Here is a 25,903-nt window from a genome sequence, read left to right as displayed (position 1 = left end):
GAAACGGCCGACTCCGCGTCTCATATACAGGAATGCCGATCGTGTCGAGGAGGACGCGCCATGGAGAGGACCGAGCTGAGGTCGCCGCGACGGCGTCTGTCGGACGGCATCCACGCGGCGCTGGGCGAGAGCATCGTGTCGGGGGAGCTCCCGCCGGGCACGCGCATCCGCGACGTCGGGCTCGCGTCACGGTTCAGGGTGTCGCGGATGCCCGTGCGCGAGGCGCTGCTGCGCCTGGAGGAGGAAGGGCTCGTGGCGATCGACGCGAGCCGGTCGACGGTCGTCACGGCGGTCACGCCGGCGGCACTCACCGATGCGCTCGATTTCCTGGTCGCACAGGCGGGAGCCGTCGGCGCGCTGACGCTCGCTCGCGGCATCGCGCTCGACACGGCGTCGCGCCGGGCGGCCGAAGGGGTTCCGCCGGGGATCCCGACCGCGGCGATCGCGTGGGACATCGTCCACGAACTGGCCGCCGTCTCGGGGAGCGCGCTGTCGGCGGTCGTGCTCGACCACGTCGATCTGCGCGTGCGTCGGACGCTGCGGTCCCTGTCGAATGCGGGGGAGGAAGCGCGACAGGCGCTCCGAGACCTCCAGGCGACGGCGGCGGCGGGAGACGGGACGGGCGCGGAAGGTGCGCTCCGGAGTTTCGTGGAAGCGGCCGTCGCGGATGCACGAGCGGATCTCGACGCGACGCCCTCTCCGGACTGATCGCGTGGGTCTGCGCGCGGGGGCGTCGAGCACGTTTGAGCCTGTTGCGCGGTGTCATCCGCTTGGAACATGCGCGGGAATAGGATCGCGCGTGCGCGGTTTCATCCCGCATGCGGGCGATGGCGCCCGGTCCGAATCGCATCATCCGTTCCGAATCGCACAGGGAGAGCCATCATGGGCGCCACCATCCTCGACCGCACCGCGGCCACCGATCACCCCGTCCTCGACGTCCTCGCCGATCGTTGGAGCCCCCGCGCGTACGCCGGCACGTCGGCCGTCGACGAGGCGAAGCTGTCGAGCGCCCTCGAGGCCGCGCGCTGGAGCCCGTCGGCGTACAACGGCCAGCCGTGGCGCTTCATCGTCGCGCGCCGCGGTTCTGAGGCGCACGCGGCGGTCGTCTCCGCGCTCGTGGAGTTCAACCAGCTGTGGGCCTCCCACGCGCCCGTGCTCGTCGTCGCGGTCGCAGAGGTGGCCAACGCGGAGGGGCGCGCGAACTCGCACGCCGTCTACGACCTGGGTCAGGCCGTCGCCCACCTGTCGATCCAGGCGCACCACGATGGTCTTCTCGTGCACCAGATGAGCGGGTTCGACGCCGACGCGGTGCGCGCGCGCTTCGGGCTCGAGGAGCGGTTCGCGCCCACGACCGTCATCGCGCTCGGCGAGCTCGGCGATGTCGACGCGCTCCCGGAGGCGCTGCGCGAGCGGGAGACGGCTCCACGTGAGCGTCGTCCCCTCGCGGAGACGGTCATCATCAACGACTGACGCGCGCGTCGTCGAGAGCCGGTCCCGGATGTCCGGGGCCGGCTCTTCGCGTGTCGGGCGTCGGGTTGCGGGTCTGGTTGACTCGGTTCCGACCGAGGGGGGCTCGTGGAACCGGGCCGATGCCGATGCTTCCGCCGGGGACCTTCGTGCTGCTTCCGGAGGAGAACGGCAAGGGCATCCCGCAACCCTCGGATCCTTCGGAGCAGTGGCATCCTCTGACGCGTTCACGCAAGCACGTCGTCGTCTCGATCGACTTCACCGATCCGGTGGGAACCGCATGGCGATGGGATGCCGGGAACGGGCTCCGTCCGTCGCCTGAGCCGACCGCGGCCTGAGCGACGCGGACCTGAGCGGCGGTGGCGCCGTCGCGCGTCCGCTACGGCGCACGCGTCGTTCCGGGCTCAGGTTCTGAGGATCCCCACGTGGTCGGCACCAGTGTTCCCCGAGCCGACTTCGACCTGGGATCGTGGGCGCTCAGCGGATGCTGTCTCTTTCCGACGGCTCTCCGACGACGACGGTGGGTCCGGGGTCGGGGTGCCATCCGGGTGGGGCCTGGACGGTGAGGCCGTTCTCCCATTCGTGTACCCACTGATCGTCGAGGTCTGCTTGGGTGATCGGCGAGTATTCCCACTCGGGTATGTGCGGGTTCGGCGGAGCCGGTGCGTGCGCTGCCGTATGCGCGGTCTGCGGGGGTGGCTTCGTGGCGTACTCGTGTCCGAGGGGGCTGGTCCACACGATCACACCGGGTTCGGGTTGCTCGATGTGCCACGGGGTGTGGTGTCGGAGTTGGTGGTGGGCCCGGCAGAGGGCGGAGAGGTTTCCGGCGCAGGTGGGGCCGCCTCGTTCCCATTCCCGGGTGTGGTCTTTCTCGCACCGTGACGCAGGCTGGGGGCAGCCGGGGGCCCGGCAGGTCCCGTCGCGCAGCTCGATGAGCCGCCGGATCGCGGCGGTGGGGGTGTAGTGGTCGACGGTGTGGAGGGCACCCGTGTCGGGGTGGTGGAACAGGCGCTCCCACCCGGGGGCGTCTTTCGCGAAACGACGGGCGATATCGGCGGGGATGGGCCCGTATCCGGCGAGGAGGGCGGGGTGGTCGTCGAGGCCGGCGAGGGTGGACGCGGCGATCGTGACCGCCACCGTGCCCCGGATCGCGGCGATCTTCTCGGTCGACCCGTCGATGGTGTGGGAGGTCGGTGCCCCGGTGAGGAGGAGGTCGGAGGCGAGGTCCGCGCGGATGTGATCCCGCGTGCGGGCATCCCGCCCCCGCTCCACGGCCGCGGCGACCTGCTCCGCGGTAGGCCTCAACGGGAGGGCGGGGTCGTGCGGGTACCAGGTGCCGTCGTGGAACACCTCGACGTGCTCGCGCATCATCGCGCATCCCGGGAGGACGGACCGGACGGTCCGCCGGTCACCGTTCACCGGGCCGTGGGGGTGGGTGGCGTATCCGTTCGCGTCGACCGCGACACCGTCACCGTTGACCCGCATCCCGAACGCGTTCCGGCCGACAGGGCCGCCCGCTGCCCGCTTCTTCTCTTCGGCGGCGAGTCGTTTCTCTTCCGCGGCGATGGGTTTGGCGATGGTGGTGAGGCGGTCGTGGATCGCGGTGATCTTCGCGGCGTCGTCGGTGAGGATGAACTCCGCCAGCCCGTCGTCGAGGGCCCGCACCCGGGTTCCTCTCCGGTCCAGTGCGCGCCGGTGCCGTTCGGGGAGGGGTGCCGGGTCGAGTTCCGCCGCGAGGCTCTTCGCGAACACCCGCACCTGCCCCGGTGTCGCGTCCTCCGCATACGTCACCGCACGACGCGAGTACTCCTCCACGACCTCGTCCGGCAACCGTTCCCCGTGTTCGCGGATGATGTCCGCCTGACGACGCGTGATCACCTGACGACACAACGCTTCCGCGACCACGGGGAACCGGTCGGTCAGGGCAAGATCCTGCCGGAGCCGCGCCTCCACCTCCCCCGGAGACAGACGCAGCACCGTCGCGAGCTCCAACGCGATGGACCGCCACGGGAACCCGTACCCGGACGCGTCCCCGCACCGCGCGGTCTGCGCTTCCGCGACCCGCGCGGCCGCGGCGAACGCTCCCGCTTCCAGCCCATCCAACCGGGCACGGTCGGCACGCAGCTCGAGGATCAGGTCGCGCACGTTCCCGATCGTGCGCACCTCCGCGGGGGTCGCCTCCCACGACGACCCCTCCGCGAACCTCGGCTTCCGTCCTGCCATACACCCATCATCCGCGGCACCACCGACATTCGAACGGTTGAACGAGACCATCTCGACCCCGCCGAGGTCACGGAAAGGTCACGAAACGGGCCGGAGGGGGAACATCACCGCGTTCGGCTCGCTCCGCTCGCTCAACGACCCGGAGCAGGGGGCGCGGGCGGGAACCCCGCGACGTTCCGACTCGCTCCGCTCGCTCAACGACCCGGAGCAGGGGGCACGGGCGGGAACCCCGCGACGTTCCGACTGGCTCCGCTCGCTCAACGGCCGGGAGGAAGGAGGGGAGGATCACCTCGCTTCGACTCGCTCCGCTCGCTCGACGACCGGGAGGAGCGGGAGGGGCACGGCGCCTACCGCTCGCGGATGAGCCGGGGGAGGAGGCGCACGAGCACCACCATCGCGAGCAACTCGAGGAGCGTCTGCGTGACGACGACGAGCGGCGCCAGCTCGAACGCGGCGGGCAGAGCGAGCACCAACGGCAGGACAACGAGGGAGTTGCGCGTCACCCCGCTGAACACGACCGCGCGGCGCGCGGGCGCGTCGAGCCCGGCGACCCTCGCCGCAATCGCGCCGACGCCGACCATGACGACGGCGAAGAGCGCGAACACGGGCACCACGAGCAGCAGTGCCCCAGCTCTCTGGCCGACCGAGGCGATCTGCGATGCGACGACCGCGGCGAGCGCGAGCATCATGATCGGAACCGTCGCCGCGTGGCCGGCCTCGCGCACGACCGCTCCCGCGCGCGCATGCGCCCCCGCGAGCTGCGTGAGCCATGCGGCCCCGAGGGGCAGCGCGATGAGCAGCAGGAACGCGTCGACGAACGGTGCGGGATCGACCGCCTCGACGAACTCCGCCCCGACGAAGAGCCGCAGATACACCGGCAGGAGGAGCATCTGCGCGAGCATGAGCAGCGGTGTCGCCGCCAGCAGCCTCGCGGACGCGCCGCCTGCGAGGCCGGTGAACACGATCACGTAGTCCACGCACGGCGTAAGCAGGACGAAGAGCACGCCGACGAGGAGCACCCGGTCGTGCGCGACCATCCGCGAGAGAACGAGCACGACGATCGGCACGAGGACGAAGTTCACGACGAGCACGACCGCGAGGAACCGGCCGTCGCGCAACGCCGACGCCATCCGCCCGAACGGGACGCCGAGGAACGTCGCCCAGAGGAGCGCCCCGAGGAGGGGCATGACCGCGGACTGCGCCGCCCCCGCGGATTCCGGAGCGAGCAGCCCGATCGCCGCGCCGACCGCGAGCGCGAGCAGGTAGAGCGCGACCTGGTGGCGCTCCATCCACTCGACACCCGCGCGCATGCTCCCATCGTCGCAGGCCCGCAGGACCGCCCGATCTCAGAGGTCGGCGAGCTCGAGCAGTTCCGACGGCTGCAGCCCCAGGACGTCGGCGAGACCCGTGAGCGTCGACAGACGGGGGTTGGACGGCCCGGCGGCTTCCACCCGGCCCGACGAGCGCCCCGCCTCGATGAGCTGCACCTGGTTCTTCGTCACGCCCGCCCGGAAGGCGAGCGCCTCCTGCGAGAGACCCTTCTCCTCACGGCGCGCGCGCAGCGCGGCGCCGAACCTCTTGGCGCGCGTCTCGTCCCAGACCATCTGACAATCCTGCCGAGCAGGGCCCTGTTGAGTCCACCCGCTGTACACGACCAGCTATAGAGTGATACGGCTACTGCCCCTGACTCGAGAGCGAGAGGCGGTCGCCCGACGAGTCGACGTCGACCTTCACGGTGTCGCCGTCGCGCACGCCGCCCGACAGGATGGCCATGGCGAGCCGGTCCTGCACCTCCTTCTGGATGAGGCGGCGCAGCGGACGGGCACCGTACACCGGGTCGTAGCCGCGCTCGGCGAGCCATGCCCGCGCATCCGGGGTGACCGCGAGCGTGAGCCTCCGGTCGGCGAGCCGCTTCTGCAGCGCGTCCACCTGCAGCTCGACGATCTGCGCGAGGTCGTCCTGACCGAGGGCCTGGAACATCACGATGTCGTCGAGCCGGTTCACGAACTCGGGCTTGAACGCCTGGCGCACGAGCATCATGACCTGCTCGCGCTTCGCATCGGGCGAGATCGTCGGATCGATGAGGATCGGCGAGCCGATGTTCGACGTGAGGATGAGGATGACGTTCGTGAAGTCGACCGTCCGCCCCTGCCCGTCGGTGAGACGCCCGTCGTCCATGACCTGCAGGAGCACGTCGAACACCTCGGGATGGGCCTTCTCGACCTCGTCGAGCAGCACGACGCCGTAGGGGCGCCGACGCACGGCCTCGGTGAGCTGCCCGCCCTGCTCGTAGCCGACGTACCCCGGAGGGGCGCCGACGAGCCTCGACACCGAGTGCTTCTCGCCGTACTCGGACATGTCGATGCGCACCATGGCGTGCTCGTCGTCGAAGAGGAACTCGGCGAGCGCCTTCGCGAGCTCCGTCTTGCCGACGCCCGTGGGGCCGAGAAAGAGGAACGAGCCGGTCGGACGGTTCGGATCGCTGATGCCCGCACGCGAGCGGCGCACGGCATCCGACACGGCCGAGACGGCCTCCTTCTGCCCGATCAGACGTCGACCGAGCTCCGCCTCGAGGTGCAGCAGCTTCTCGGTCTCGCCCTGCAGCAGGCGCCCCACGGGGATGCCCGTCCACGCCGCGATGACGGAGGCGATGTCCTCCTCCGTGACCTGGTCGCCGACCATCCGCTCGGTCGCGCCGTCCGACGTCTCGGCGCGCTCGGCCTCCGCCAGCTCGCGCTCGAGACCCGGGATCTCGCCGTACAGCAGGCGCGAGGCGCGCTCGAGGTTGCCCTCGCGCTGCGCGCGCTCCGCCTCGCCGCGCGCCGCGTCGAGCCGCGTCTTGAGGTCGCCGACGCGGTTGAGCGACGAGCGCTCCGCCTCCCAGCGCGCCTGCAGCTCCTGCAGCCGCGCCTCCTCGCCGCGCAGCGTCTCGCGCAGCGCCGCCAGCCGCTCCTTCGAGGCGGGGTCCTTCTCCTTCTTGAGCGCGAGCTCCTCGAGCTTGAGGCGGTCGACATGCCGGCGCAGCTCGTCGATCTCGAGCGGCGCCGAGTCGATCTCCATCCGCAGGCGCGACGCCGCCTCGTCGATGAGGTCGATGGCCTTGTCGGGCAGCTGGCGGCTCGGGATGTACCGGTGCGAGAGCGCTGCGGCCGCGACGAGGGCGCCGTCCGCGATGGCGACCTTGTGGTGCGCCTCGTAGCGCTCCTTGAGCCCGCGCAGGATGGCGATGGTGTCCTCGACGGTCGGCTCGCCGACGTAGACCTGCTGGAAGCGGCGCTCGAGCGCCGCGTCCTTCTCGATGAACTCGCGGTACTCGTTGAGCGTCGTCGCGCCGATCAGGCGCAGCTCACCGCGGGCGAGCATGGGCTTGAGCATGTTCGCGGCCGCGACCGACCCCTCGCCGCCACCCGCGCCCATGAGCACGTGCAGCTCATCGATGAAGGTGATGACCCGGCCATCGGACTCGGTGATCTCCTGCAGCACCTTCTTGAGGCGCTCTTCGAACTGGCCCCGGTACATGGCACCGGCGACGAGGGCGGAGATGTCGAGCGCGATGAGCTCCTTGCCCTTGAGGCTCTCGGCGACATCGCCTGCGACGATGCGCTGGGCGAGCCCCTCCACGACGGCCGTCTTGCCGACGCCGGGCTCGCCGATGAGCACGGGGTTGTTCTTCGTGCGTCGGGTCAGCACCTGGCTCACCCGCCGGATCTCGCTGTCGCGGCCGATCACCGGGTCGAGCTTGCCCTGCTTCGCCCGCTCGGTGAGGTTGATGCCGAACTGCTCGAGGGCGCTCTTCTCTTCGTCGTTGCCGGGGGTGCTCATCCTGTCCTCCGTGGAGTCTCCTTCAAACTTGAGTAGGTTCGACTCAAGTTTAGCAGGATGATGGCGGTCAGATCCAGCCATTCTCCTCGGCGATGAGCACGGCCTGCTGACGCGTCTGGACCCCCAGCTTGCCGAGGATGACCGAGACGTGGTTGCGCACCGTCCCGGGCGCGAGCGACAGCGCCCGCGCGATCTGGCCGGTCGTCTCGCCACGGCGGCCGACTCGCAGCACGTCGAGCTCGCGCGGAGTGAGCGGGCACCGCTCGTCGGCGAGCGCGTCGGCGGCGATCTCGGGATCGACGTACCGCTCGCCGGCCGCCACCCTGCGGACGACCCGCGCCACCTCGTCGGCTCCGCGCGACTTCGGGAGGAACCCGGCCACCCCCGACGACAGCGCCCGACGCAGCACCCCGGGCCGCGCGTGGCGCGTCACGACGACCGCGCGCGTCGCGATGCGCCTGCTGAGGAGCGCCGCCACCTCGACGCCGTCGAGCCCCGGCATCTCGAGGTCGAGCACGCACACGTCGGGCCGGAGCCGAAGCGCCTCCGCGACCGCCTCCGTGCCGTCCGCGCACTCGGCGACGACCTCGATGTCGTCCTCGAGGCGCAGGAGCGCGGCGAGCGCCGACCGGATCATGGCCTCGTCGTCGGCGAGCAGCACGCGGATCACGGGGCGACCTCCTGCGGGATCGTGACGACGACGGCGAACTCGTGGGCGTCTCGCCGCACGTCGAGCACGCCGCCCGCCTCCTCGACGCGGCGCGCGATCCCCTGCAGGCCCGCCCCGTCGCCATCCGCCGCCCCGGGAGCGCGGTCGTTGACGATCTCATAGCGCCAGCCGTCTTCCGACCGCTCGAGGGCGAGGCGCGCACGCCGGCCGCCTCCGTGGCGCAGCACGTTCGTCGTCGTCTCGCGGATGACGGGGCCGAGCACGTCGGCGGGTGCGCGGTCGGCGTCGGAGGCGGCCGTCGACGACGCGGCGACGCCCGCCGCGACCAGCAGGTCGCGCGCGTTGGCGAGCTCGTCGACGAGAGGCACGGCGCGGAAGTGCGTCGCGAGATCGCGCGTACCCTGGGTCGCCTCGGCGACGCTCACGCGCGCGGCGCGCACCTGCGCGAGCGCGCCATCCGGATCGCGGCCCATGAGCTTCTCGGCGAGCTCGAGCTGCAGCGCGATAACCTGCAGGTGGTGGCCCTGCAGATCGTGCACGTCGGTGGCGACCCGCAGCCGCTCCTGAGTCGCGGCCAGCCGCGACTCGGTCACGCGCGCCCGGTCGAACGCGAGGAGCACGTCCCACCACCACAGCGACGTCACGGTCATGACCGGCAGCAACGCGGCGAACGTCGCGCCCACGGGCCAGACGTCCGACTCCGTGAGCAGGGCGGCCGTGCGCGCATCGACGACGCCCAGCACGACGAGCAGCACCGTGAGCCCGACCGTGACCCGCAGCCGCACACCGCGCTGCCAGTTGAGCAGCGCGAGCGACTGGGCCACGAGGCCGACCGCGGCGATCCAGCTGCCGGTCGCTGCGAACATCACGCCGGCGCAGACGAGCGGCACGACGAGCACCGGCACGAGGCGGGCGGGCAGCAGGGCGCCGCCCGCGTCGCGGTGACGGTAGGCGAGCAGCAGCACGATCGTGCAGGCGAACCATACGGCGGCCGAGATCGCGACCGCCGCGAACGAGGCCGCCGTGCCGGCGACCGCCGCCCAGGTCGTCCACGAGAGCACCGCGAACAGCTCGAAGCAGACGATGGCCGACGCCGTGTACCACCAGGTCGCGGCGATGCCGCGTGTGAGCTCGAACGAGCCTCGGGCGCCGGGTGGTCTCGTCACGGCCCCCAGCGTAGGCGCATGACAGATGTCACGGGCGCGCCGTGACGAGCGCACCCGTATCGATGACACGCCGCCACTGCCGCGATCCGGCCCGAGCGGATGGACTGGGGCCATCCGCCGCGGGACCGACCCGCGGCACCGGACAGGAGCACCCCATGAACCTCGTCGAAGCCTTCCAGGATCTCGTCGCCCGCGTCCCCGAGCTCGTCCAGCCGCTCATCGTCGCGCTCGCCGGCGCCGTGCCCTTCGTCGAAGGCGAGGGCGCCGCCGCGATCGGCATCATCGGCGGCATCCATCCCGTCATCGCGGGCATCGCGGGAGCCGTCGGCAACTTCGTCTGCGTCGCCGCGCTCGTTCTCCTCGGCGCCGGCACCCGACGCGCGATCGTCGAGCGACGCCGCATCGCCGTGACGGCCGGCGGCGGACCCGCCCCGGCCCCCGAGCCGGTCTCGCCCCGCAAGGAGAAGTTCCAGCGCGCCCTCGTGCGGTACGGCGTCCCGGGCGTCAGCCTCCTCGGCCCGCTGCTCCTCCCGACGCAGTTCACGGCGACGATGCTCGCCGCCGCCGGGGTCGGCCGCGCCCGCATCCTGTTCTGGCAGGGCCTCGCGATCGCCGCATGGACGACCCTCGTCACGCTCGTCATCACGGGCGTCATCTCGGTCGCCGGCTGACGAGCCTCCGAAGCGCGTCAGGCGACCGCCATCTCCTCGTCGACGCACGTGAAGCGCGCGCGGTACCCGGCGGGCGAGAGTCCGAGCACACGGGAGAAGTTCTGCCGGAGCACGGCGGCGGAGCCGAAGCCGCACTCCGCGGCGATGCGGTCGAGCCCCCAGTCGGTGCGCTCGAGGAGGCGCTGCGCCTGGATGACGCGCTGCCGGGAGAGCCACGCGGCGGGGGTCGTGCCGAAGTCGGCCTTGAAGCGGCGGGCGAACGTCCGGGGCGACATGTGGGCGCGCTGCGCGAGCTCCTCGACGGGAAGCTCGCGGTGCAGGTTCTCCACGGCCCAGTCGGCGACGGGTGCGAGGGAGAGGTTCGCCTGCTCGGGGAGGGGGTTGAGGATGAACTGCGCCTGGCCGCCGTCGCGCTGCGGGGGGACGACCATCCGGCGGGCGATCTGGTTCGTCAGCTCCGCGCCGATCTCCTGACGGAGCAGATGCAGGCAGGCGTCGAGACCGGCGGCCGTGCCGGCGCTCGTGATGATGCGGTCCTCCTGCACGAACAGCACGTCGGCGTCGACCTCGATGCGGGGGTACATGCGGCGCATGGTGTCGGCGTACTTCCAGTGCGTCGTCGCCCGCCGCCCGTCGAGCACGCCGGAGGCGGCGACGACGAAGGCGCCGCTGCACACCGTGAGCACCCACGCCCCGCGCGCCACAGCCCCGCGGATGACCTCGCACACGCGCTCGTCGATCGCCCCCCAGGAGGCGCGGGGGACCGGCGTCACCACGACGAGGTCGGCCTCGTCGGCGAAGGCGAGGTCGTTGTCGACCGTGATGGAGAAGCCCATGTTCGACGGCACGAGACCGGGGGTCGGGGACACGAGGCGGAAGTCGAAGGACGGCACGCCGTCGTCGCTCCGGTCGAGTCCGAAGGCCTCGCACGCGAGGCCGAACTCGAACGGGGCGAACCCCTCCTGCACGATGCACGCGACGGTCTTCACGGGGCCTCCCGGTGTTGGCAGAAAAAGCGCGACGTGTGACCATCCTGCCACTCGTGGCGGAAATCACGCAACCGTAGCGTTTCTGCCATGATCCTCCTCGTCATCCTCGTCGTCCTCGCGATCCTCGCCGTCGCGGCCACGGTCTCCGCCGTCCAATCCGACGGATACGGGCAGCGCCCCACCGACTGGGAGCGCGTGCCCGACCGCGACACCGTGCAGACAGCGGGAGCCGCGCACACCCCGGGCGTCATCCCCCGCCAGGGCTGAGGCCTGGACCCTCAGCGGTTCAGGACGCGCTCGTACACGCCGATCATCGCGGCCGTGCGCGACGACTGCCGGAACTCGCGCGACACCCGCTCCGACGGCTCGGGCGCCCGTCCTGCCGCGATGTCGTCGACGGCGATGCGGATGGCCGCGGCGAGCGCCGCGACCCGCCCCGGCTCATCGGCGGGCGCGGCGGCCGTCCAGATGCCGCCGTCGAACTCGCCCGCGATGTCGGGGTCGCTGATGATCGAGGGCGTGCCGAGCGTGGCGGCCTCGAACGGGGTCATCCCCTGCGTCTCGAACCCGATGGACGTCTGCACGACGGCGTCGGCCGCCGCGATCCGCGACAGCGTCGCCTCGTAGGGGAGCCGCCCCGCGAAGCGCACGCGGCCGTCCAGTCCGCGCCGGGCGACGAGGCGCCGCGCCGCCGCGAGGTCGCCTCCGCCCCCGACGACCTCGAGGTCGGCGTCGACCCCGGCGTCCGCGAAGGCCGCGAGCGCGGGCAGCAGGCGCTTCTCAGGCGACATCCGGCCGAGCCAGATGAGGCGGGGGCGTCCGGGCGCCCGCTCCGCGGGGACGGCCGCGAGCACCCGCTCGCGCACGTCGTCGTCGATGCCGTTCCAGATGACGTCGACGGGTGAGAACACGCCGTGCCCCTCCAGGCGGCGCGCGAAGTGCCCGGATGGCGCCGTGACGGCCGCCGCTCCCGTCGCGAGACCGCGCAGGTACGACCATCCGTCGTCGCCGGGGCCCGACCCCGGGAGCGCCTGTCGCCGCCACGCGTTGAGCGCGCGCAGCACGAGCCGGGGGAAGGGTGCCGTCGCCTCGATGCCGACGTCGACGCGGTTGTGCATGGTGTGGACGACGGGCACGCGCAGCCGCTGCGCGAGGCGGTATCCGAGGAACGCGCCCCAGAAGTCGGCCTGCACGTGGACGAGGTCGGGAAGCGGTGCCCCCTTCGCGACGCGACGTGTGAGCACGCGATCGATCGCCGCGTCGGCCGCCCGGCCCGGCCAGGTGAACGAGTACTCCCGGTCGGCCGTCACGGGAAGGGAGGGCAGGTCGAGGTACGCGGGATCGTCGGCATTCGCGGGATGGCGCGTCCACCGCCGCGGGGCGATGACGGTCACGGTGTGGCCGGCGCGCTCGAGGTACGCGCGCTGCAGGCGGGTGGACACCTGCGCCCCGCCCAGCGTCTCGATGTGCTGGTCGCCGAGGAAGACGATGTGCACGGCGTCAGGCGGGGAGCGCGTCGCCCCGGTAGAGCGCCTCGAATGTGTCGAGCGTGCGCGTGATGTCGTGCGCCTCGACCATCCGCAGCGAGGCCCGCTGCATGCGCTCGCGCTCGCCGGCGTCGGCGGTGAGCACGTCGGCGAGCCGCGCCGCGAGCGCGTCGACGTCGCCCGGCGCGAAGAGATGCCCGTTCTCGCCCTCGTGGACGAGGTGGGGGAGGGCGACCGCGTCGGCGGCGACGATGGGCAGCCCCGACGCCATCGCCTCCATCGTGGCGATGGACTGCAGCTCGGCGATCGACGCGATGGCGAACACGGATGCCCCGGTGAGGGCGCCGCGCAGGGCCTCGTCGGTCGTGTGCCCGTGGAACGTGACGCGCGAGCGGATGCCGAGCTCGTCGGCGAGCGCCTCGAGCGCGGGGCGCTGGTCGCCGTCGCCGACGAGGTCGACCTTCGTCTCGAGCGCGGGGTCGAGCTTCGCGACGGCGCGGAGGATGACGTCGACCTGCTTCTCGCTCGTGAGACGGCCGACGAAGACCACCCGGTTCTCCGTGCGCGGCGAGAGGTCGGCGGTGTACTGCGACTGGTCGATGCCGCAGCTGATCGGCACGACCCCCGCGATGTCGATCGTGCTCTCGAGGAAGTCGGCCGCCTTGCGCGTGGGCGTGGTGACGGCGGCGGTCAGTCCGAAGGTGCGCTTCGCGTCGGCCCAGGCGAGCTTCACGAGGACGCGGTTGAGCGCCGCGGGGAGGCGCGTGAAGTCGAGGATGTTCTCCGGCATGACGTGGTTCGTCGCGATCACGGGGATGCCGCGCTTGCGCGCCTCGCGCGCGAGACCGCGGCCGATGACGATGTGCGACTGGATGTGCACGACATCCGGACGCACCTCGTCGAGCACGATGCGCGCCCAGTGCTTCGAGCGCCACGGCCAGACGAAGCGCAGCCACTCGTGCCAGGCGAGGCGCATCGAAGGCAGCCGGTGCATCGTGACGGGCTCGCCCTCGATGACCTCGGTGCGAGCAGGCGCCTTCCGCCATGCCGTGTTGGGCGCGCTCACGTGCACGTCGTGGCCGCGCTTGACGAGGCCGGCGGCGAGTCGCTCGGCGAAGCGTGCGGCGCCGTTGATGTCGGGCGAGAACGTGTCGCAGCCGAGCAGGATGGTCAGCCGGTCGTCGGACGCGGGAGATGTCACGGATACCTCGCAGAGGGTCGCGGCGGCGCCATGCGGCCTGGAGAAGTCCCCACGACTCTATGCCACGGGGCCGCGAGCGCGCCTCAGGCGTGCCGCGGGGGCTGGGGGCCCATCCAGCGATGTCCCATCCGCCGAATAGGCTCGCTCTGTGATCACGGGCGACGTCAAGCAGAAAGTCAATGCGGTCTGGAACGCGTTCTGGACGGGCGGCATCTCCAACCCCATGGAGGTCGTCGAGCAGATCACCTACATGCTGTTCATCCGCCGCCTCGACGACCTGCAGCGCGGCGCCGAGGCGCGTGCGAAGACTCTCGGCGGCGAACCCGACGGGCCGATCCCCGCGGGGCGGGATGACCAGTGGCGACCGTACGCGGACCTCCGGTGGTCGACGTTCAAGAACTTCGACCCCGAGACGATGTACGAGGTCGTGTCGGAGCGGGTGTTCCCGTTCCTGCGTGCAATGGGCGGCGATGGATCCACCTACGCGCGCCACATGAAGGATGCGCGCTTCACGATCCCGACGCCGAACCTGCTCACGAAGGTCGTCGACCTCGTCGGTTCGATTCCGCTCGAGAGTCGCGACACCAACGGCGACCTCTATGAGTACCTGCTGTCGAAGCTGCAGACCTCGGGGCAGAACGGCCAGTTCCGCACGCCGCGCCACATCATCAAGCTCATGGTCGATATGACGGCACCCCAGCCAGGCGACGTCATTGTCGACCCGGCGTGCGGCACGGCCGGTTTCCTCGTGATGGCCGAGGAGCATCTCCTCGAACACCACAGGGAAGCCCTGCGTGACAGGGCTGCCCGCGAGCACTTCGACCACGACATGTTCCACGGCTTCGACTTCGACAGCACGATGCTGCGGATCGGGAGCATGAACATGCTCCTGCACGGCGTGCAGAACCCGTCGATCGTCTACCGCGACTCGCTCACGCATGAGAGCGACGACGAAGAGGGCAAGTACTCGCTCGTGCTCGCGAACCCGCCGTTCGCGGGGTCGCTCGACTACGAGCAGGTGAACAAGCACCTCCTCGCCGACGTGAAGACCAAGAAGACCGAGCTGCTGTTCCTCGCCCTGATACTGCGGTTGCTCAAACCAGGCGGGCGAGCGGCCGTGGTCGTACCCGACGGGGTGCTCTTCGGGTCAACGACCGCTCACAAGAAGCTGCGTAAGGCGCTCGTCGAGGACCATCAACTGCAGGCCGTCGTGAAGCTGCCGTCTGGCGTCTTCAAGCCGTACGCGGGAGTGTCGACGGCTATCCTGTTCTTCACGAAGACAGGCGTCGGCGGCACCGACGACGTGTGGTTCTACGACGTCGCGGCCGATGGCTTCAGCCTCGACGACAAGCGCACCGAGATCGCTGCCAACGATCTGCCCGACGTGCTCGCGCGCTGGCAGAATCGCGCGGCGGAGACGGATCGCGCCCGCACCGAGCAGAGCTTCCTCGTGCCGAAGGCAGACATCGCGGCGAACGACTACGACCTGTCGATCAACCGCTACAAGGAGATCGAGCACGAAGAGGTCGAGCACGCCGACCCTGCCGACATCATCGCCGCGCTCGAGCGGATCGACGAGGAGATCAGCGCCGGGCTGCAGCAGCTGAAGGGGATGCTGGCGTGAGAATGGTGGCGCTGGGGGAGGTGGCGGCGCTTTCGCGAACGCTGGTTGACCCGAAGGACCTCGAAGCCGATGTTCCCTATGTAGGGCTTGAGCATATCGAGCGCGGCGGCCGCCTTGTCAGGATCTCGACTGTCGGCGCCGCGCAAATCGCAAGCACGAAGGTCGCATTCACGCAGTATGACCTGCTCGTGGGCAAGTTGCGACCGAATCTCGCAAAGATCACCGCGGCACCCACATCGGGCGTGGCAAGCACCGACATCCTTCCCGTACGACCATCGGTGAATCTTGACCGCCAATACCTCCTGCACTATCTGCGTCAACAGTCCGTCGTCGACACGATGTCCAGCCTCGCGACCGGCGCAAACCTCCCAAGGCTGAGCCCGACGAACCTCCTCGCGCTGCAGATCCCCCTCCCGCCCCTCCCCGAGCAGCGCCGCATCGCGGCGATCCTCGACCACGTCGACGCGCTCCGCGCGGCCCGCCGCGACTCCCTCGCGAAGCTGGATGAGCTTGTGGCGCAGGCCTTCCGTCGGCACGCGCGCGAGACAAAAGGGGAGTCGTGCACTCTGGATGCGGTCGCCGAAGTGCACTCCGGGATCACGAAGGGACGGAAGCCACCGGCAAGCGAACTGATCGATGTTCCATACCTTGCCGTGTCGAATGTGCAGGACGGTTGGCTTGCGCTTGAGCAGGTGAAATTCATCGCCGTTTCGCGATCCGAGCTTGCTCGATTCGAAGTTCTTCCCGGGGACTTACTGCTGACAGAAGGCGGCGACCCCGACAAGCTCGGGCGTGGAACTATCTGGCGCGGTGAGTTGCCACTAGCGATCCATCAGAACCACATTTTCAAGGTTCGCGTGAAGGACCCCGATCGAGTACGTCCCGATTACTTGAGTCTGGCTGTGCGTTCACGCGAGTCTCGTGACTTCTTTCTCCGGTCCGCGAAACAGACCACGGGAATCGCGACGATCAACAAGACTCAACTCAGACGGACCCCCGTGTACGTTCCGTCGGTCGCAGCGCAAGACGTGGTGGTCGGGGCCGTCCGCGCGATCGACGCACAGCGCACCCGCTACACCACGCAGCTCGCCGAACTCGACGCCCTCTTCGAGTCGCTGCAGTCCCGCGCATTCCGCGGGGAGCTGTGATGCCATCGAGAGGCGAAGCCGGGCGGCCTCGCCTCTCGATCTACATCGACGGCTTCAACCTCTACCGTCGTCTGCCCGAGAAGCAGCCGCAGGACAAGTGGCTCGATCTGGAGGCGATGACAGCACACATCTACCCGGACTACGAGCTCCTGCAGGTCCGCTACTTCACGGCGATCATCAAGACCCTCCCCGGTGCCGATGTCCAGTCGCCCCAACGCCAGCAAGCTTACATCCGTGCACTCGGGACCCTGTCTCGCACGACCGTCCATATGGGCAAGTTCCGCATCGACCCTCGCGTCATGCCGGTGCATCCCACAGAGTTGCTCGACGACGGATCGCCGAGAACAGTCCGGGTAAAGAAGACCGAGGAGAAGGGCTCAGACGTCGCCCTCGCCAGCATGCTGCTGATCGACGCGATGAAGGGCGACTCCGACCTCTATGTCGTCTGCAGCAACGACTCCGACCTGGTCATGCCGATGCGCCTCGTGAAGGAGGAGCTCGGTCGCCGAGTGGGGTTGCTCTCGCCGATGCAGCCGAAGCGCGCGAGCAACGAGTTGAAGCAGCTGGGCCTCGACGACCACCGACAGGTTACGTTCGACGCACTTCGCGCCAGTCAGCTCCCTGACCGGATGGACGACGCGCACGGAGTCGTGGCGCGTCCCGCGGCCTGGTCTGAGAATTCCGAAGGCCCCGGCGAACCGGGGCCTCCTAACCAGTAGCCGAAGCATCTGGGGGTGTCCATACAGCTTAGCGCCTCCAAGATCCTCGCGGGGCGGCGCGCGACATCCCTCGCCATCGGCCGATCGATCCCACGTCCGGCATGTCGTCGGTGTCTGCCAGAATCTCGGGAAGAGGGCAGACGAGGGGGATGCGTGGGGAACTTCGACTTCATCAGGGACGAGTGGCCGGAGCTTCACGCTGTCGTCGCGCGGGCCGAGGGCTACGCAGCCGCCGACCCCGGCACCTCGGTGATCCACGCGCGTCGGGCGATCGAGTCGTTGCTGACATGGCTGTACGAGACGGATCCGAGCCTGCGCCAGGCGTACCGCAACGACCTCGCCGCGATGATCAACGAACCCAGCCTGCGGGCGATCGCGGGTGACACCATCCGCACCAAGCTCGACCTGATCCGCAGGAAGGGCAACGACGCGGCGCACAAGCCCGCGCCGATCGACCGGAAGACGTCGTTCCTCATCCTCCGCGAACTGTTCCACGTCTACTTCTGGGCAGCACGCACCTACCTGCCGAACGGATACGAACTCGAGGCGACCTTCGACCCCGACATCGTGCCGCGCCCCGAGCGGGCCCGCGCGAAGACCCAGGCCGAGCTGCGGGAGCTCGCCGACGAGCTCGCCGCAAAGGACGCAGAGATCCAGGCGGAGCGCGAGAAGGCCCTCGCGGAGCGCGAAGACCTCGAGCGTGAGCTCGCGCAGATGCGCGCGAATCTCGCCACCGCCCGCACCGAGAACGAGACGCGGCTCAAGGCCCGGCCCGAGACGCACGACTTCGACGAGGCCGCCACCCGCGACGCGTACATCGACCAGCTGCTCGTCGAGGCGGGCTGGGACCCGGACGCACCGAACGTGCGCGAGCACCCGATCGCCGGGGCAGGCGCCGACGGCGGGATGGGCTACGCCGACTACGTGCTGTGGGCATCCGACGGCGCTCCGCTCGCGGTCATCGAGGCGAAGCGCACCAGACGCGACCCACGCGACGGCCTCGTGCAGGCACGGCTGTACGCCGACGCGCTCGAGCGCAGCCACGGACGCCGCCCCGTGATCTTCACAACCAACGGCTACGAGCACTGGATCCACGACGACGCCGGCTATGCCGACGGGTCCCGCTACGCCGAGCGCCGTGTCGCCGGGTTCTACACGGAGCCCGAGCTGGGGTGGCTGCACCAGCGCCGCGCGGGCCGCCGCCCACTGCATGGCGCACCGCTGCCAGCATCGGCCACGGCGATCGTCGGGCGCGACTACCAGCAGCAGGCCATCCGCGCCGTCGCCGAAGAGTTCGACGCTCGTCGCGGCCGAGGGGCGCTGCTGGTGATGGCGACGGGAACCGGCAAGACCCGCACGGCGATCGCCCTCGTCGACACGCTCATGAAGGCGGGATGGGTCAAGCGCGTTCTGTTCCTCGCTGATCGCGAGGCGCTCGTCCGCCAGGCCGCGAGCGCATTCCAGACGCACCTGCCGTCCGCCCCGATCGTGAACCTGCTGCAGGACAAGCAGGCGGATGCGCGCGTGTTCGTGTCGACGTACCCGACGATGCTCAACCTCATCAACCGCGGCATCGCCGACGGATCGCACCGGTTCGGCCCCGGCTACTTCGACCTCGTCATCATCGACGAGGCGCACCGATCCGTGTACCAGAAGTACGGCGAGATCTTCCGCCACTTCGACGCGCTGCTCGTCGGGCTCACCGCGACCCCGAAGGACGAGGTCGACCACAACACCTACGACCTGTTCGGCCTCGAGGACGGCGTTCCGACGTCTGCGTATCCGCTCGACCAGGCGATCGCGGAGGGCCACCTCGTGCCGCCGGCGATCGTCGACGTGCCCCTCCGATTCGTCCGAACCGGCGTGAGGTACGACGATCTCACCGAGGACGAGAAGGACGAGTGGGATGCCCTCGACTGGGGTGAAGACGTCGACCCACCCGACGCCGTCGACGCCGAGGCGCTCAACCGCTGGCTGTTCAACACAGACACAGTGGATCGCGCCCTGGGCTATCTCATGGAGCGCGGGCGGCGCGTCGAGGGCGGCGATCGGATCGGCAAGACGATCGTCTTCGCGAAGAACCAGCGCCACGCCCGATACATCGTCGAGCGGTTCAACGCGCAGAATCCGGCACTCGCCGACACGGCGCGCGTGGTCGTGTCGAGCGACGACCGCGCCCAGACGACGCTCGAGGACTTCGCGGATCCGTCGAAGCGGCCCGACATCGCCGTGTCCGTCGACATGCTCGACACGGGAGTCGACGTCCCCGAGGTCGTGAACCTCGTGTTCTTCAAGCGTGTGTTCACCTCGTCGAAGTTCTGGCAGATGATCGGCCGCGGCACGCGCCTCCGCCCGGACCTCTACGGTCCGGGCGAGCACAAGCGCGACTTCGTCGTCATCGATCTGCTCGGCAACGCCGAGTGGTTCAACAGCCACCTGCAGCGGGAGACCGGCCACCCGACACGCTCACTGCGTGCTCGAACCTTCGAGACGAGATTCGAGCTCACCCGGTCGATCGATGCGCTCCCCTCGATCAGCGACGACCTCGCCCGCCTCCGCGGCGACGTTGCCGCCCGCCTGCTCGCGATCGTCACCGGGATGCGGCTGGACAACGTGCTCGTGCGCCCGCAGCGCCGATGGGTCGAGCGGTTCGGGTCTGCTGATGCGTGGGAGGCGGAACGGCTTCGTGCGCTCGGCGGCCAGGAGATCGCGGACGCGACCGATGCGCTCGCCGACCTGCCAACGATGGACACCGCCGACGGGACGGACGAAGACGCCAAGCGCTTCGACCTCATGATGATCACTCTGCAGGTCGGAGCACTGCGGCCCGAGGTACCGACCGACATCATCCGCCAGGCGGTGCAGGGGATCGCCGCGAACCTGCTCGAGAGCACGTCGGTGCCGGCGATCGCCGCGCAGGTCGAGTGGCTCGACCGCCTCGCGGGAGACGAATGGTGGGCCGACGTCACGGCACCAATGCTCGAGGTCGCGCGCATCCGGGTTCGCGGGCTCGTTCACCTCATCAAGCGGGGCAGCCGCGACATCCTCTACACCGACTTCCAAGACGAGATCGGCGATGCGCGCGCGATCGAGCTGACCGCGACGGCGCGCGGCGTGAACTATGAGCGCTTCCGCGCGAAGGCACGCGACTACTTCCGATCGAACCTCGAGCACCTCGCACTTCAGCGGCTCCGCCGCAACGTGCCGATCACTTCGCAAGACCTCGATGAGCTCGGGCAGATACTCGTCGACGCCGGCGTAGGGTCGGCCGAAGACGTGCGCACGGCGGGCGCCCGCGCGAAGGGGCTCGGCCACTTCATCCGGTCGCTCGTGGGCGTCGAGAAGTCGGCGGTGGAGGAGGCCTTCCGCGACTTCCTGCAGCGAGAGGGTGCGACCCGCGCGCAGCAGGACTTCGTGCGGATGGTCATCGACTTCCTCACGACGCAGGGGGAGCTCGACCCGAACCTCCTGTTCGACCCGCCCTTCACCGACGACGACCCGGAGGGCGTGAGCGGCGTGTTCCCGGATCCGCTCCCGCTCATCGCCCGAGTCCGGACCTTCACCGCGAACGCCGAGGTGCCCGCGTGAATCCGGGCAAGCAGGTGCTGCTGTATCTCGTCGACGGCATGCCGGGCGGGCTCCGCACGGCCGAGATCGCGAACTGGACCGGCCACGTCATCGTCGCCCCTCGCCCTGACCTGGCGCGGTTGATCAGAAGGGACGAATCCCATCGCACCGGCGTCTACGTGCTCCTCGGTGATGACATGGGTTCGACGCCGCCACGCGTCATCGCGTACATCGGCGAGACCGACGAGATAGCCGCACGGCTGCGCCAACATCAGCTCAAGAAGGACTGGTGGGACCGCGTCGCCGTCATCACTTCGCAGGCTCAGTCGCTGCAACTCACGAAGTCGCAGGTCCGCTACCTCGAGGGAAGACTCATCGCGCGCGCCAGGGAGACCGGCCGCGCGACACTGGACAACGGTTCGGAACCGTCGTTCGCGCGACTTTCGGAGGCCGAGACATCGAGCATGGACTACTTCCTCGAACAGCTCTATGTCGTGCTGCCGACGCTGGGCATCGACATCTTCCGCGGTCCGCAGCGGTCGGATTCCGTCGCAGCTTCGTCCCCGCCCTCCACCGCGACGTCACCGATCTTCTCGCTGGGCGTGCGCAAGCGTGGCATCGAAGCGCGTGCACAACTCATCGACGGAGAGTTCGTCGTGCTCGCCGGTTCGACGGCGACCGCACGCGTCGCCGCCAGCGAGAAGTACTCGCCGAGCACAGCTCGGGCGTATGCGAACTACCGGTCGATCCATGACGGCCTGATCGATCGGGGCACCATCATCCTCGACGGGCCCATCGCCCGATTCGCGAAGGATGCGCCATTCGCGTCGCCGTCGACAGCAGGTGCCATCGTGCTGGGGCGATCATGCAATGGCCGGACGTCCTGGCTGGCCGACGACGGCACGACGTACGGGCAGTGGGAGGGTCGCGGCGTCGAGACCGACGTATAACAGAAGCGTTGAGCGCGCCTCAGGCGCGCCGCGGGGGCTGGTCCTGCGCCTCCCACCAGGCGCGCAGTCGCCTCTCGGCCTCCTCCTCGCCGAGCGCACCCTCGTCGAGGCGCAGATCGAGGAGGAAGCGGTACGCCCTGCCCACCTCGGGGCCAGGGGCGATGCCGAGGATCCGCTGGATGGCGTTGCCGTCGAGGTCGGGGCGGATGGCGTCGAGCTCCTCCTGCTCGCGCAGCTCCGCGATGCGGTTCTCGATGTCGTCGTACGCGCTCGCGAGGCGGGCGGCCTTGCGGCGGTTGCGCGTCGTCACGTCGGCGCGCGTGAGGATGTGCAGGCGCTCGAGCTCGTCGCCCGCGTCGCGCACGTAGCGGCGCACGGCGGAGTCGGTCCACGCGCCCTCCGCGTAGCCGAAGAAGCGAAGATGCAGCTCGATGAGGGTCGACACGGAGCCGATCGTGTCGCCGTCGTACCGGAGCGCCTGCAGCCGCTTGCGGGCCATCCGCGCCCCCACGAGATCGTGGTGGTGGAACGAGACCGCGCCGCCCGGCTCGAGCTTGCGCGTGCGGGGCTTGCCGATGTCGTGCAGCAGCGCCGCGAGGCGCAGGGCGACGTCGGGCTCGGCATCCGGATGGCGGCGCCGCTCGTGGTCGATCGCCTGCGCGAGCACCGTGAGGGAGTGCTCGTAGACGTCCTTGTGATGGTGGTGCTCGTCGACCTCGAGTCGGAGCGCCGGGATCTCGGGCAGGAAGCGCTCGATGAGTCCCGTGTCGACGAGGACGCGGAGACCCGCGACGGGGTCATCCGTCTGCAGCAGGCGCGTCAGCTCTCCCTGCACGCGCTCGGGGCTGACGATGTCAAGGCTCTCGCGCAGCTGAGCGACGGCGTCGCGAGTGCCCTGCTCGATGGAGAAGCCGAGCTGCGACGAGAACCGGGCGGCGCGGAGCATCCGGAGCGGGTCGTCGCCGAAGCTGACCGCGGGGTCGATGGGCGTGCGCAGCACCCCCGCGACGAGGTCCTCGATGCCGCCCGTCGGGTCGACGAGCTTCACATCCGGAACCCGCAGCGCCATCGCGTTGACCGTGAAGTCGCGGCGCGTGAGGTCGGTCTCGAGGCTGTCGCCGAACGCGACGACGGGCTTGCGGGTGGTGCCGTCGTAGCTGTCGGCGCGGTAGGTCGTGATTTCGACCTGCTCGCCCTGCACGCGCGCGCCGATCGTGCCGAACGCCCGGCCTATGTCCCACTGGGCCGTCGAGATCGGCGTGACGATCCGGAGGATGTCGTCGGGTCGGGCATCCGTCGTGAAGTCGAGGTCGTGCGTCGCGCGCCCGAGGAGGGCGTCGCGCACGGGACCGCCCACGACGGCGAGGTCGTGCCCCGCGGCGGCGAACGCCTCGGCCAGCGTGCGCACGACGGGCGACGCCGCGAGGTCGCCCAGGCGCGCGAGACCGTCGGCCATGTTGAGCATGCTCTCCAGGGTAGTCGGCGGCCCCGCGCGCACCGTGCGTCGGACGGCGTGCGTCAGGCGGCGTGCGTCAGACGGCGTGCGGGACGACGACGGCGCGGCCCGACAGCTGCCCCGATTCGAGGCGGCGGTAGGCCTCGAGCGCGTCGTCCATGCCGTACCGCTCGACATCGGGACGGATCTGCCCCTTGCGGTACATCGCCACGACCTCGTGCAGGTCCTCGATCGTGCCCCAGTAGGTGTTCGTGATGGTCGATTCGTAGGGGGTCGTGAAGAACGACCACTCCGTCACGCCGCCGGCGATCCCCACGACGGTGAGCCGGCCCATCTGCGCCATCGACGCCTGTGCCGTCTTGATCGTGGGGGTCGCTCCGACGAAGTCGAACGCGGCGTCGACGCCACGGCCGCCCGTGATCTCGCGGATGCGCTCGACCTGGCCCTCGCCGCCGGGGACGACGACGGCGCCGTTGGCCTCGGCGCGTGCCATCGCGTCCTCCTTCATGTCGGTCGCGATGACGGTCGCCCCCGTGAGCGCCGTGAGGATCTGCACGGCGATCTGCCCGAGGCCGCCGAGGCCGATGACGAGGGCGAAGCGGCCGCCGCCCGCGAGGTTCGGGAGCGACGCCTTGATGGCGTGGTACGGCGTGAGGCCCGCGTCGCTGAGCGGCGCGGCGTCGACGGGGTCGGCGTCTCCCAGGGGCACGAGGTTGCGGGCCGGCACGACGACGTACTCGGCCATCCCGCCGTTGCGGCCGATGCCCGTCGCGAGGTAGGGCATCGTCGCCGCGTTCTCGCAGTACGTGTCCTGGCCGCGCGAGCAGGCCTTGCAGTGACCGCAGCCGATGGGGCCGTAGACGAGATAGGCGTCGCCCTTCTCGAAGCCCTCGACACCGGGGCCCGTCGCCTCGATCCAGCCCGACACCTCGTGTCCGAGGACGAAGGGCGGGTTCTGCGCGCCGGGGGCGCCGGCGGAGAACTCCTTGTAGATCGCCACGTCGGAGTGGCAGGCGCCCGAACCGGCGACCTTCAGGAGCACCTCTCCGGGGCCGGGCGTCGGGGTGTCGACCTCGGTGAGGGTGGGGAACGTGTGGAACTTCTCGAAGACGACAGCGCGCATACCCCCAGGCTACGCCTGTCGAAGAGCGCCGGTGGGGGATTCTTTCGCGGCGTCGAGATCCGGCGCGTTACGCGGGGGCGACGAAGCCGTCGAGCACGAGCTCGCGGACGGCGGGGAGCAGCCCGCCCCGCAGCGCGGCCTCGTCGACCTCGAGGAGCTGCGCGAGAGCCGCGACGATCTGTCCGAGCGACAGCTCGCCGTCGCACGCGCCGACGAGCGCCGCCAGCGCCGGATCGGCCTGCACCGAGCGGCCGAAGCCGCCGCCCTGGCGCAACTCGATGACGCTGGGCTCCTCCGCCCCTGGCAGGTGATGACGCGAGTCGGTGACGTCGGCGGCGACGCGCAGGTGCAGCGCGAGCAGCGCATCGTCGTCGAGGCCGGCGACGCGGTCGTGTGCGGCGATGACCTGCGCGAGGTGGGCGCCGAGACCGCCCTCCGAGGGGATGGGCTGGCCCACCCGCTCGTACCGCGCGAGGGTCGGCCTCCCCTCGGCACGCCGCAGCAGCACGTAGCCGAAGCCGACGGCCGTGACGCCGCGCTCGGCGAAGTCGTCGAGCCACGCGTCGAGCAGCCGATCATGCGCGGGCGTGCCGGGCGCCGTGCCGCCGTCGCGGATCCACATCTCGGCGTAGGCGATCGGATCGAGCTCCTCGCGCTCGACGACCCACGCGTCCAGCGGCACGTCCGATGCCTCGACCCAGGCGCGCACCCTGTCGAGGCCGGCCGCGCCGTCCTTCGTCTCCCAGTTGCCGAGGAACTGCGCCACGCCGCCGGGCTCGAGGTGCGCGCCGACTCCTGCGACGACCTCCTGCACGAGCGCGTCGCCGACGAGGCCGCCGTCGCGGTACTCGTACTCCGGCACGCCCGTGGCACGCGGCGTGATGACGAACGGCGGGTTCGACACGATGCGGTCGAACCGCTCGCCCGCGACCGGCGCGAAGAGCGATCCCTCGCGGGTCTCGATCGAGTCGGCCGCGTCGAGCGCCGCGTTCAGCTCGGCGAAGCGCAGGGCGCGCGCCGAGATGTCCGTCGCGACGACGCGCTCGGCGTAGCGCCGGGCGCGCAGCGCCTGCACGCCGCATCCGGTGCCGAGATCGAGCACCGACCGGACGGGGGTCGGGAGCTGCAGCCCCGCGAGCGTGAGCGATGCGCCGCCCGCGCCGAGCACGTGATCCTCGGCGAGGGCTCCGCCGCCGACGGCGAGCTCGTCGAGATCGCTCGCGAGGAGCCATTCCCCCGGGCCGCGCTCGTCATGGAACGACTGCGGGCGCATGACGGCACGGGGCACGACGGCGGCGCCATCCGCCTCGACGAGGCCGAGCGCCTCGAGGCCGGCCGCTCCCGACCGGGGGAGAGCGGCGTCGACGGCGGCGCGGGGCTGCGCGACGCCGAAGATCAGCAGGCGGGCGAGCGTCGCCAGCGTGTCGTCGCGATCGCGGATGGCGCGCAGCGCCGGCGCGCGGAGACTGCGGCCGATCGCGTCGTCGGCGTCGACCCCCCACATCGCCCGCAGCGCCTCCGAGCGGAATCGCGCCGCGGAGAGGTCGGCGGCGAGGGCGCGGCACAGGTCGGCGTCAGGCGTCGGCATCACCCGTCCATTCTCCCGCGGGCGGGGCGGGG

Annotated in this window: 21 protein-coding genes; 9 read left to right on the top strand and 12 right to left on the bottom strand. The window is 70.5% G+C overall.

All coding sequences use genetic code 11. The features are described 5' to 3' along the window. The first annotated feature begins 60 nt into the window (after positions 1–60). Entirely contained in the window at positions 61–708 is a 648-nt protein-coding gene (locus ACWGPF_RS02185; RefSeq protein ID WP_452331255.1) for a GntR family transcriptional regulator, read from the top strand. Positions 709–882: 174 nt separating this feature from the next. Further along, positions 883–1,470, top strand: a complete 588-nt coding sequence (locus ACWGPF_RS02180) for a nitroreductase family protein (protein WP_452331254.1) — start codon at positions 883–885, stop codon at positions 1,468–1,470. 474 nt (positions 1,471–1,944) lie between these two features. On the opposite strand, the gene ACWGPF_RS02175 is transcribed toward ACWGPF_RS02180, so the two are convergent. From ACWGPF_RS02175 to ACWGPF_RS02150, 6 genes are all read right to left on the bottom strand, one after another. Next, the gene (locus ACWGPF_RS02175; RefSeq protein ID WP_452331253.1) at positions 1,945–3,690 is read right to left on the bottom strand and encodes a DUF222 domain-containing protein; all 1,746 of its coding nucleotides are present in this window, start codon (positions 3,688–3,690) and stop codon (positions 1,945–1,947) included. 347 nt (positions 3,691–4,037) lie between these two features. Beyond that, positions 4,038–5,000 carry an arsenic resistance protein gene (locus ACWGPF_RS02170; RefSeq protein ID WP_452331252.1) on the bottom strand — a complete coding sequence of 321 codons (963 nt, stop codon included), beginning with the start codon at positions 4,998–5,000 and terminating at the stop codon, positions 4,038–4,040. Positions 5,001–5,036: 36 nt separating this feature from the next. Further along, positions 5,037–5,294: a helix-turn-helix domain-containing protein gene (locus tag ACWGPF_RS02165; protein WP_345437705.1), complete on the bottom strand. Its 258-nt coding sequence runs from the start codon at positions 5,292–5,294 to the stop codon at positions 5,037–5,039. Between the two features lie 70 nt (positions 5,295–5,364). Then, on the bottom strand, positions 5,365–7,512 hold the full coding sequence (locus tag ACWGPF_RS02160; RefSeq protein ID WP_452331251.1) for an ATP-dependent Clp protease ATP-binding subunit: 2,148 nt from the start codon (positions 7,510–7,512) through the stop codon (positions 5,365–5,367). Between the two features lie 67 nt (positions 7,513–7,579). Beyond that, complete coding sequence (locus ACWGPF_RS02155) at positions 7,580–8,182, bottom strand: response regulator (protein WP_452331250.1); 603 nt, start codon at positions 8,180–8,182, stop codon at positions 7,580–7,582. Further along, positions 8,179–9,348, bottom strand: coding sequence for a sensor histidine kinase (locus ACWGPF_RS02150; RefSeq protein WP_452331249.1), 1,170 nt, complete (start codon positions 9,346–9,348; stop codon positions 8,179–8,181). Before ACWGPF_RS02150 ends, ACWGPF_RS02155 begins: the two co-directional genes overlap by 4 nt. Before the next feature lie 155 nt (positions 9,349–9,503). Here ACWGPF_RS02150 and ACWGPF_RS02145 point away from each other — a divergent pair, with 155 nt between their 5' ends. Beyond that, on the top strand, positions 9,504–10,019 hold the full coding sequence (locus tag ACWGPF_RS02145) for a small multidrug efflux protein (protein ID WP_452331248.1): 516 nt from the start codon (positions 9,504–9,506) through the stop codon (positions 10,017–10,019). A gap of 17 nt (positions 10,020–10,036) precedes the next feature. On the opposite strand, the gene ACWGPF_RS02140 is transcribed toward ACWGPF_RS02145, so the two are convergent. Further along, on the bottom strand, positions 10,037–11,008 hold the full coding sequence (locus ACWGPF_RS02140) for a GlxA family transcriptional regulator (RefSeq protein WP_452331247.1): 972 nt from the start codon (positions 11,006–11,008) through the stop codon (positions 10,037–10,039). An 87-nt stretch (positions 11,009–11,095) separates the two neighbouring features. Between ACWGPF_RS02140 and ACWGPF_RS02135 the strand changes: the two genes are divergently transcribed. Further along, positions 11,096–11,275, top strand: coding sequence for a hypothetical protein (locus tag ACWGPF_RS02135; protein ID WP_452331246.1), 180 nt, complete (start codon positions 11,096–11,098; stop codon positions 11,273–11,275). A gap of 11 nt (positions 11,276–11,286) precedes the next feature. On the opposite strand, the gene ACWGPF_RS02130 is transcribed toward ACWGPF_RS02135, so the two are convergent. Then, positions 11,287–12,504: a glycosyltransferase gene (locus tag ACWGPF_RS02130; protein ID WP_452331245.1), complete on the bottom strand. Its 1,218-nt coding sequence runs from the start codon at positions 12,502–12,504 to the stop codon at positions 11,287–11,289. Between the two features lie 4 nt (positions 12,505–12,508). Then, the gene (locus ACWGPF_RS02125; RefSeq protein WP_452331244.1) at positions 12,509–13,696 is read right to left on the bottom strand and encodes a glycosyltransferase; all 1,188 of its coding nucleotides are present in this window, start codon (positions 13,694–13,696) and stop codon (positions 12,509–12,511) included. A 148-nt stretch (positions 13,697–13,844) separates the two neighbouring features. Between ACWGPF_RS02125 and ACWGPF_RS02120 the strand changes: the two genes are divergently transcribed. The 5 genes from ACWGPF_RS02120 to ACWGPF_RS02100 all read left to right on the top strand — a co-directional run bounded on the left by ACWGPF_RS02120 (position 13,845) and on the right by ACWGPF_RS02100 (position 21,704). Further along, positions 13,845–15,320 (top strand): type I restriction-modification system subunit M, encoded by a 1,476-nt coding sequence (locus ACWGPF_RS02120; protein WP_452331243.1) that lies wholly within the window; start codon positions 13,845–13,847, stop codon positions 15,318–15,320. A 2-nt stretch (positions 15,321–15,322) separates the two neighbouring features. Then, complete coding sequence (locus tag ACWGPF_RS02115; RefSeq protein WP_452331242.1) at positions 15,323–16,468, top strand: restriction endonuclease subunit S; 1,146 nt, start codon at positions 15,323–15,325, stop codon at positions 16,466–16,468. Further along, positions 16,468–17,187 (top strand): NYN domain-containing protein, encoded by a 720-nt coding sequence (locus ACWGPF_RS02110; protein WP_452331241.1) that lies wholly within the window; start codon positions 16,468–16,470, stop codon positions 17,185–17,187. The genes ACWGPF_RS02115 and ACWGPF_RS02110 overlap by 1 nt, the downstream gene beginning before the upstream one ends. A 153-nt stretch (positions 17,188–17,340) precedes the next feature. Further along, positions 17,341–20,775: a DEAD/DEAH box helicase family protein gene (locus tag ACWGPF_RS02105; protein WP_452331240.1), complete on the top strand. Its 3,435-nt coding sequence runs from the start codon at positions 17,341–17,343 to the stop codon at positions 20,773–20,775. After that, complete coding sequence (locus tag ACWGPF_RS02100) at positions 20,772–21,704, top strand: GIY-YIG nuclease family protein (protein ID WP_452331239.1); 933 nt, start codon at positions 20,772–20,774, stop codon at positions 21,702–21,704. Before ACWGPF_RS02105 ends, ACWGPF_RS02100 begins: the two co-directional genes overlap by 4 nt. Positions 21,705–21,723: 19 nt before the next feature. On the opposite strand, the gene ACWGPF_RS02095 is transcribed toward ACWGPF_RS02100, so the two are convergent. The 3 genes from ACWGPF_RS02095 to ACWGPF_RS02085 form a co-directional block, all read right to left on the bottom strand. Continuing rightward, positions 21,724–23,169, bottom strand: coding sequence for a CCA tRNA nucleotidyltransferase (locus tag ACWGPF_RS02095; protein WP_452331238.1), 1,446 nt, complete (start codon positions 23,167–23,169; stop codon positions 21,724–21,726). 67 nt (positions 23,170–23,236) lie between these two features. After that, positions 23,237–24,283 carry an NAD(P)-dependent alcohol dehydrogenase gene (locus ACWGPF_RS02090; RefSeq protein ID WP_345437735.1) on the bottom strand — a complete coding sequence of 349 codons (1,047 nt, stop codon included), beginning with the start codon at positions 24,281–24,283 and terminating at the stop codon, positions 23,237–23,239. Positions 24,284–24,350: 67 nt separating this feature from the next. Beyond that, a complete protein-coding gene (locus tag ACWGPF_RS02085) occupies positions 24,351–25,871 on the bottom strand; it encodes a DUF7059 domain-containing protein (RefSeq protein ID WP_452331351.1) in 1,521 nt (506 codons plus the stop codon). Positions 25,872–25,903: the final 32 nt, after the last annotated feature.

The sequence above is a fragment of the Microbacterium sp. NPDC055683 genome, from assembly GCF_053617895.1.
Note: the sequence above shows the minus strand (reverse complement) of the source record. Positions and strands in the feature narration are given on the sequence as shown.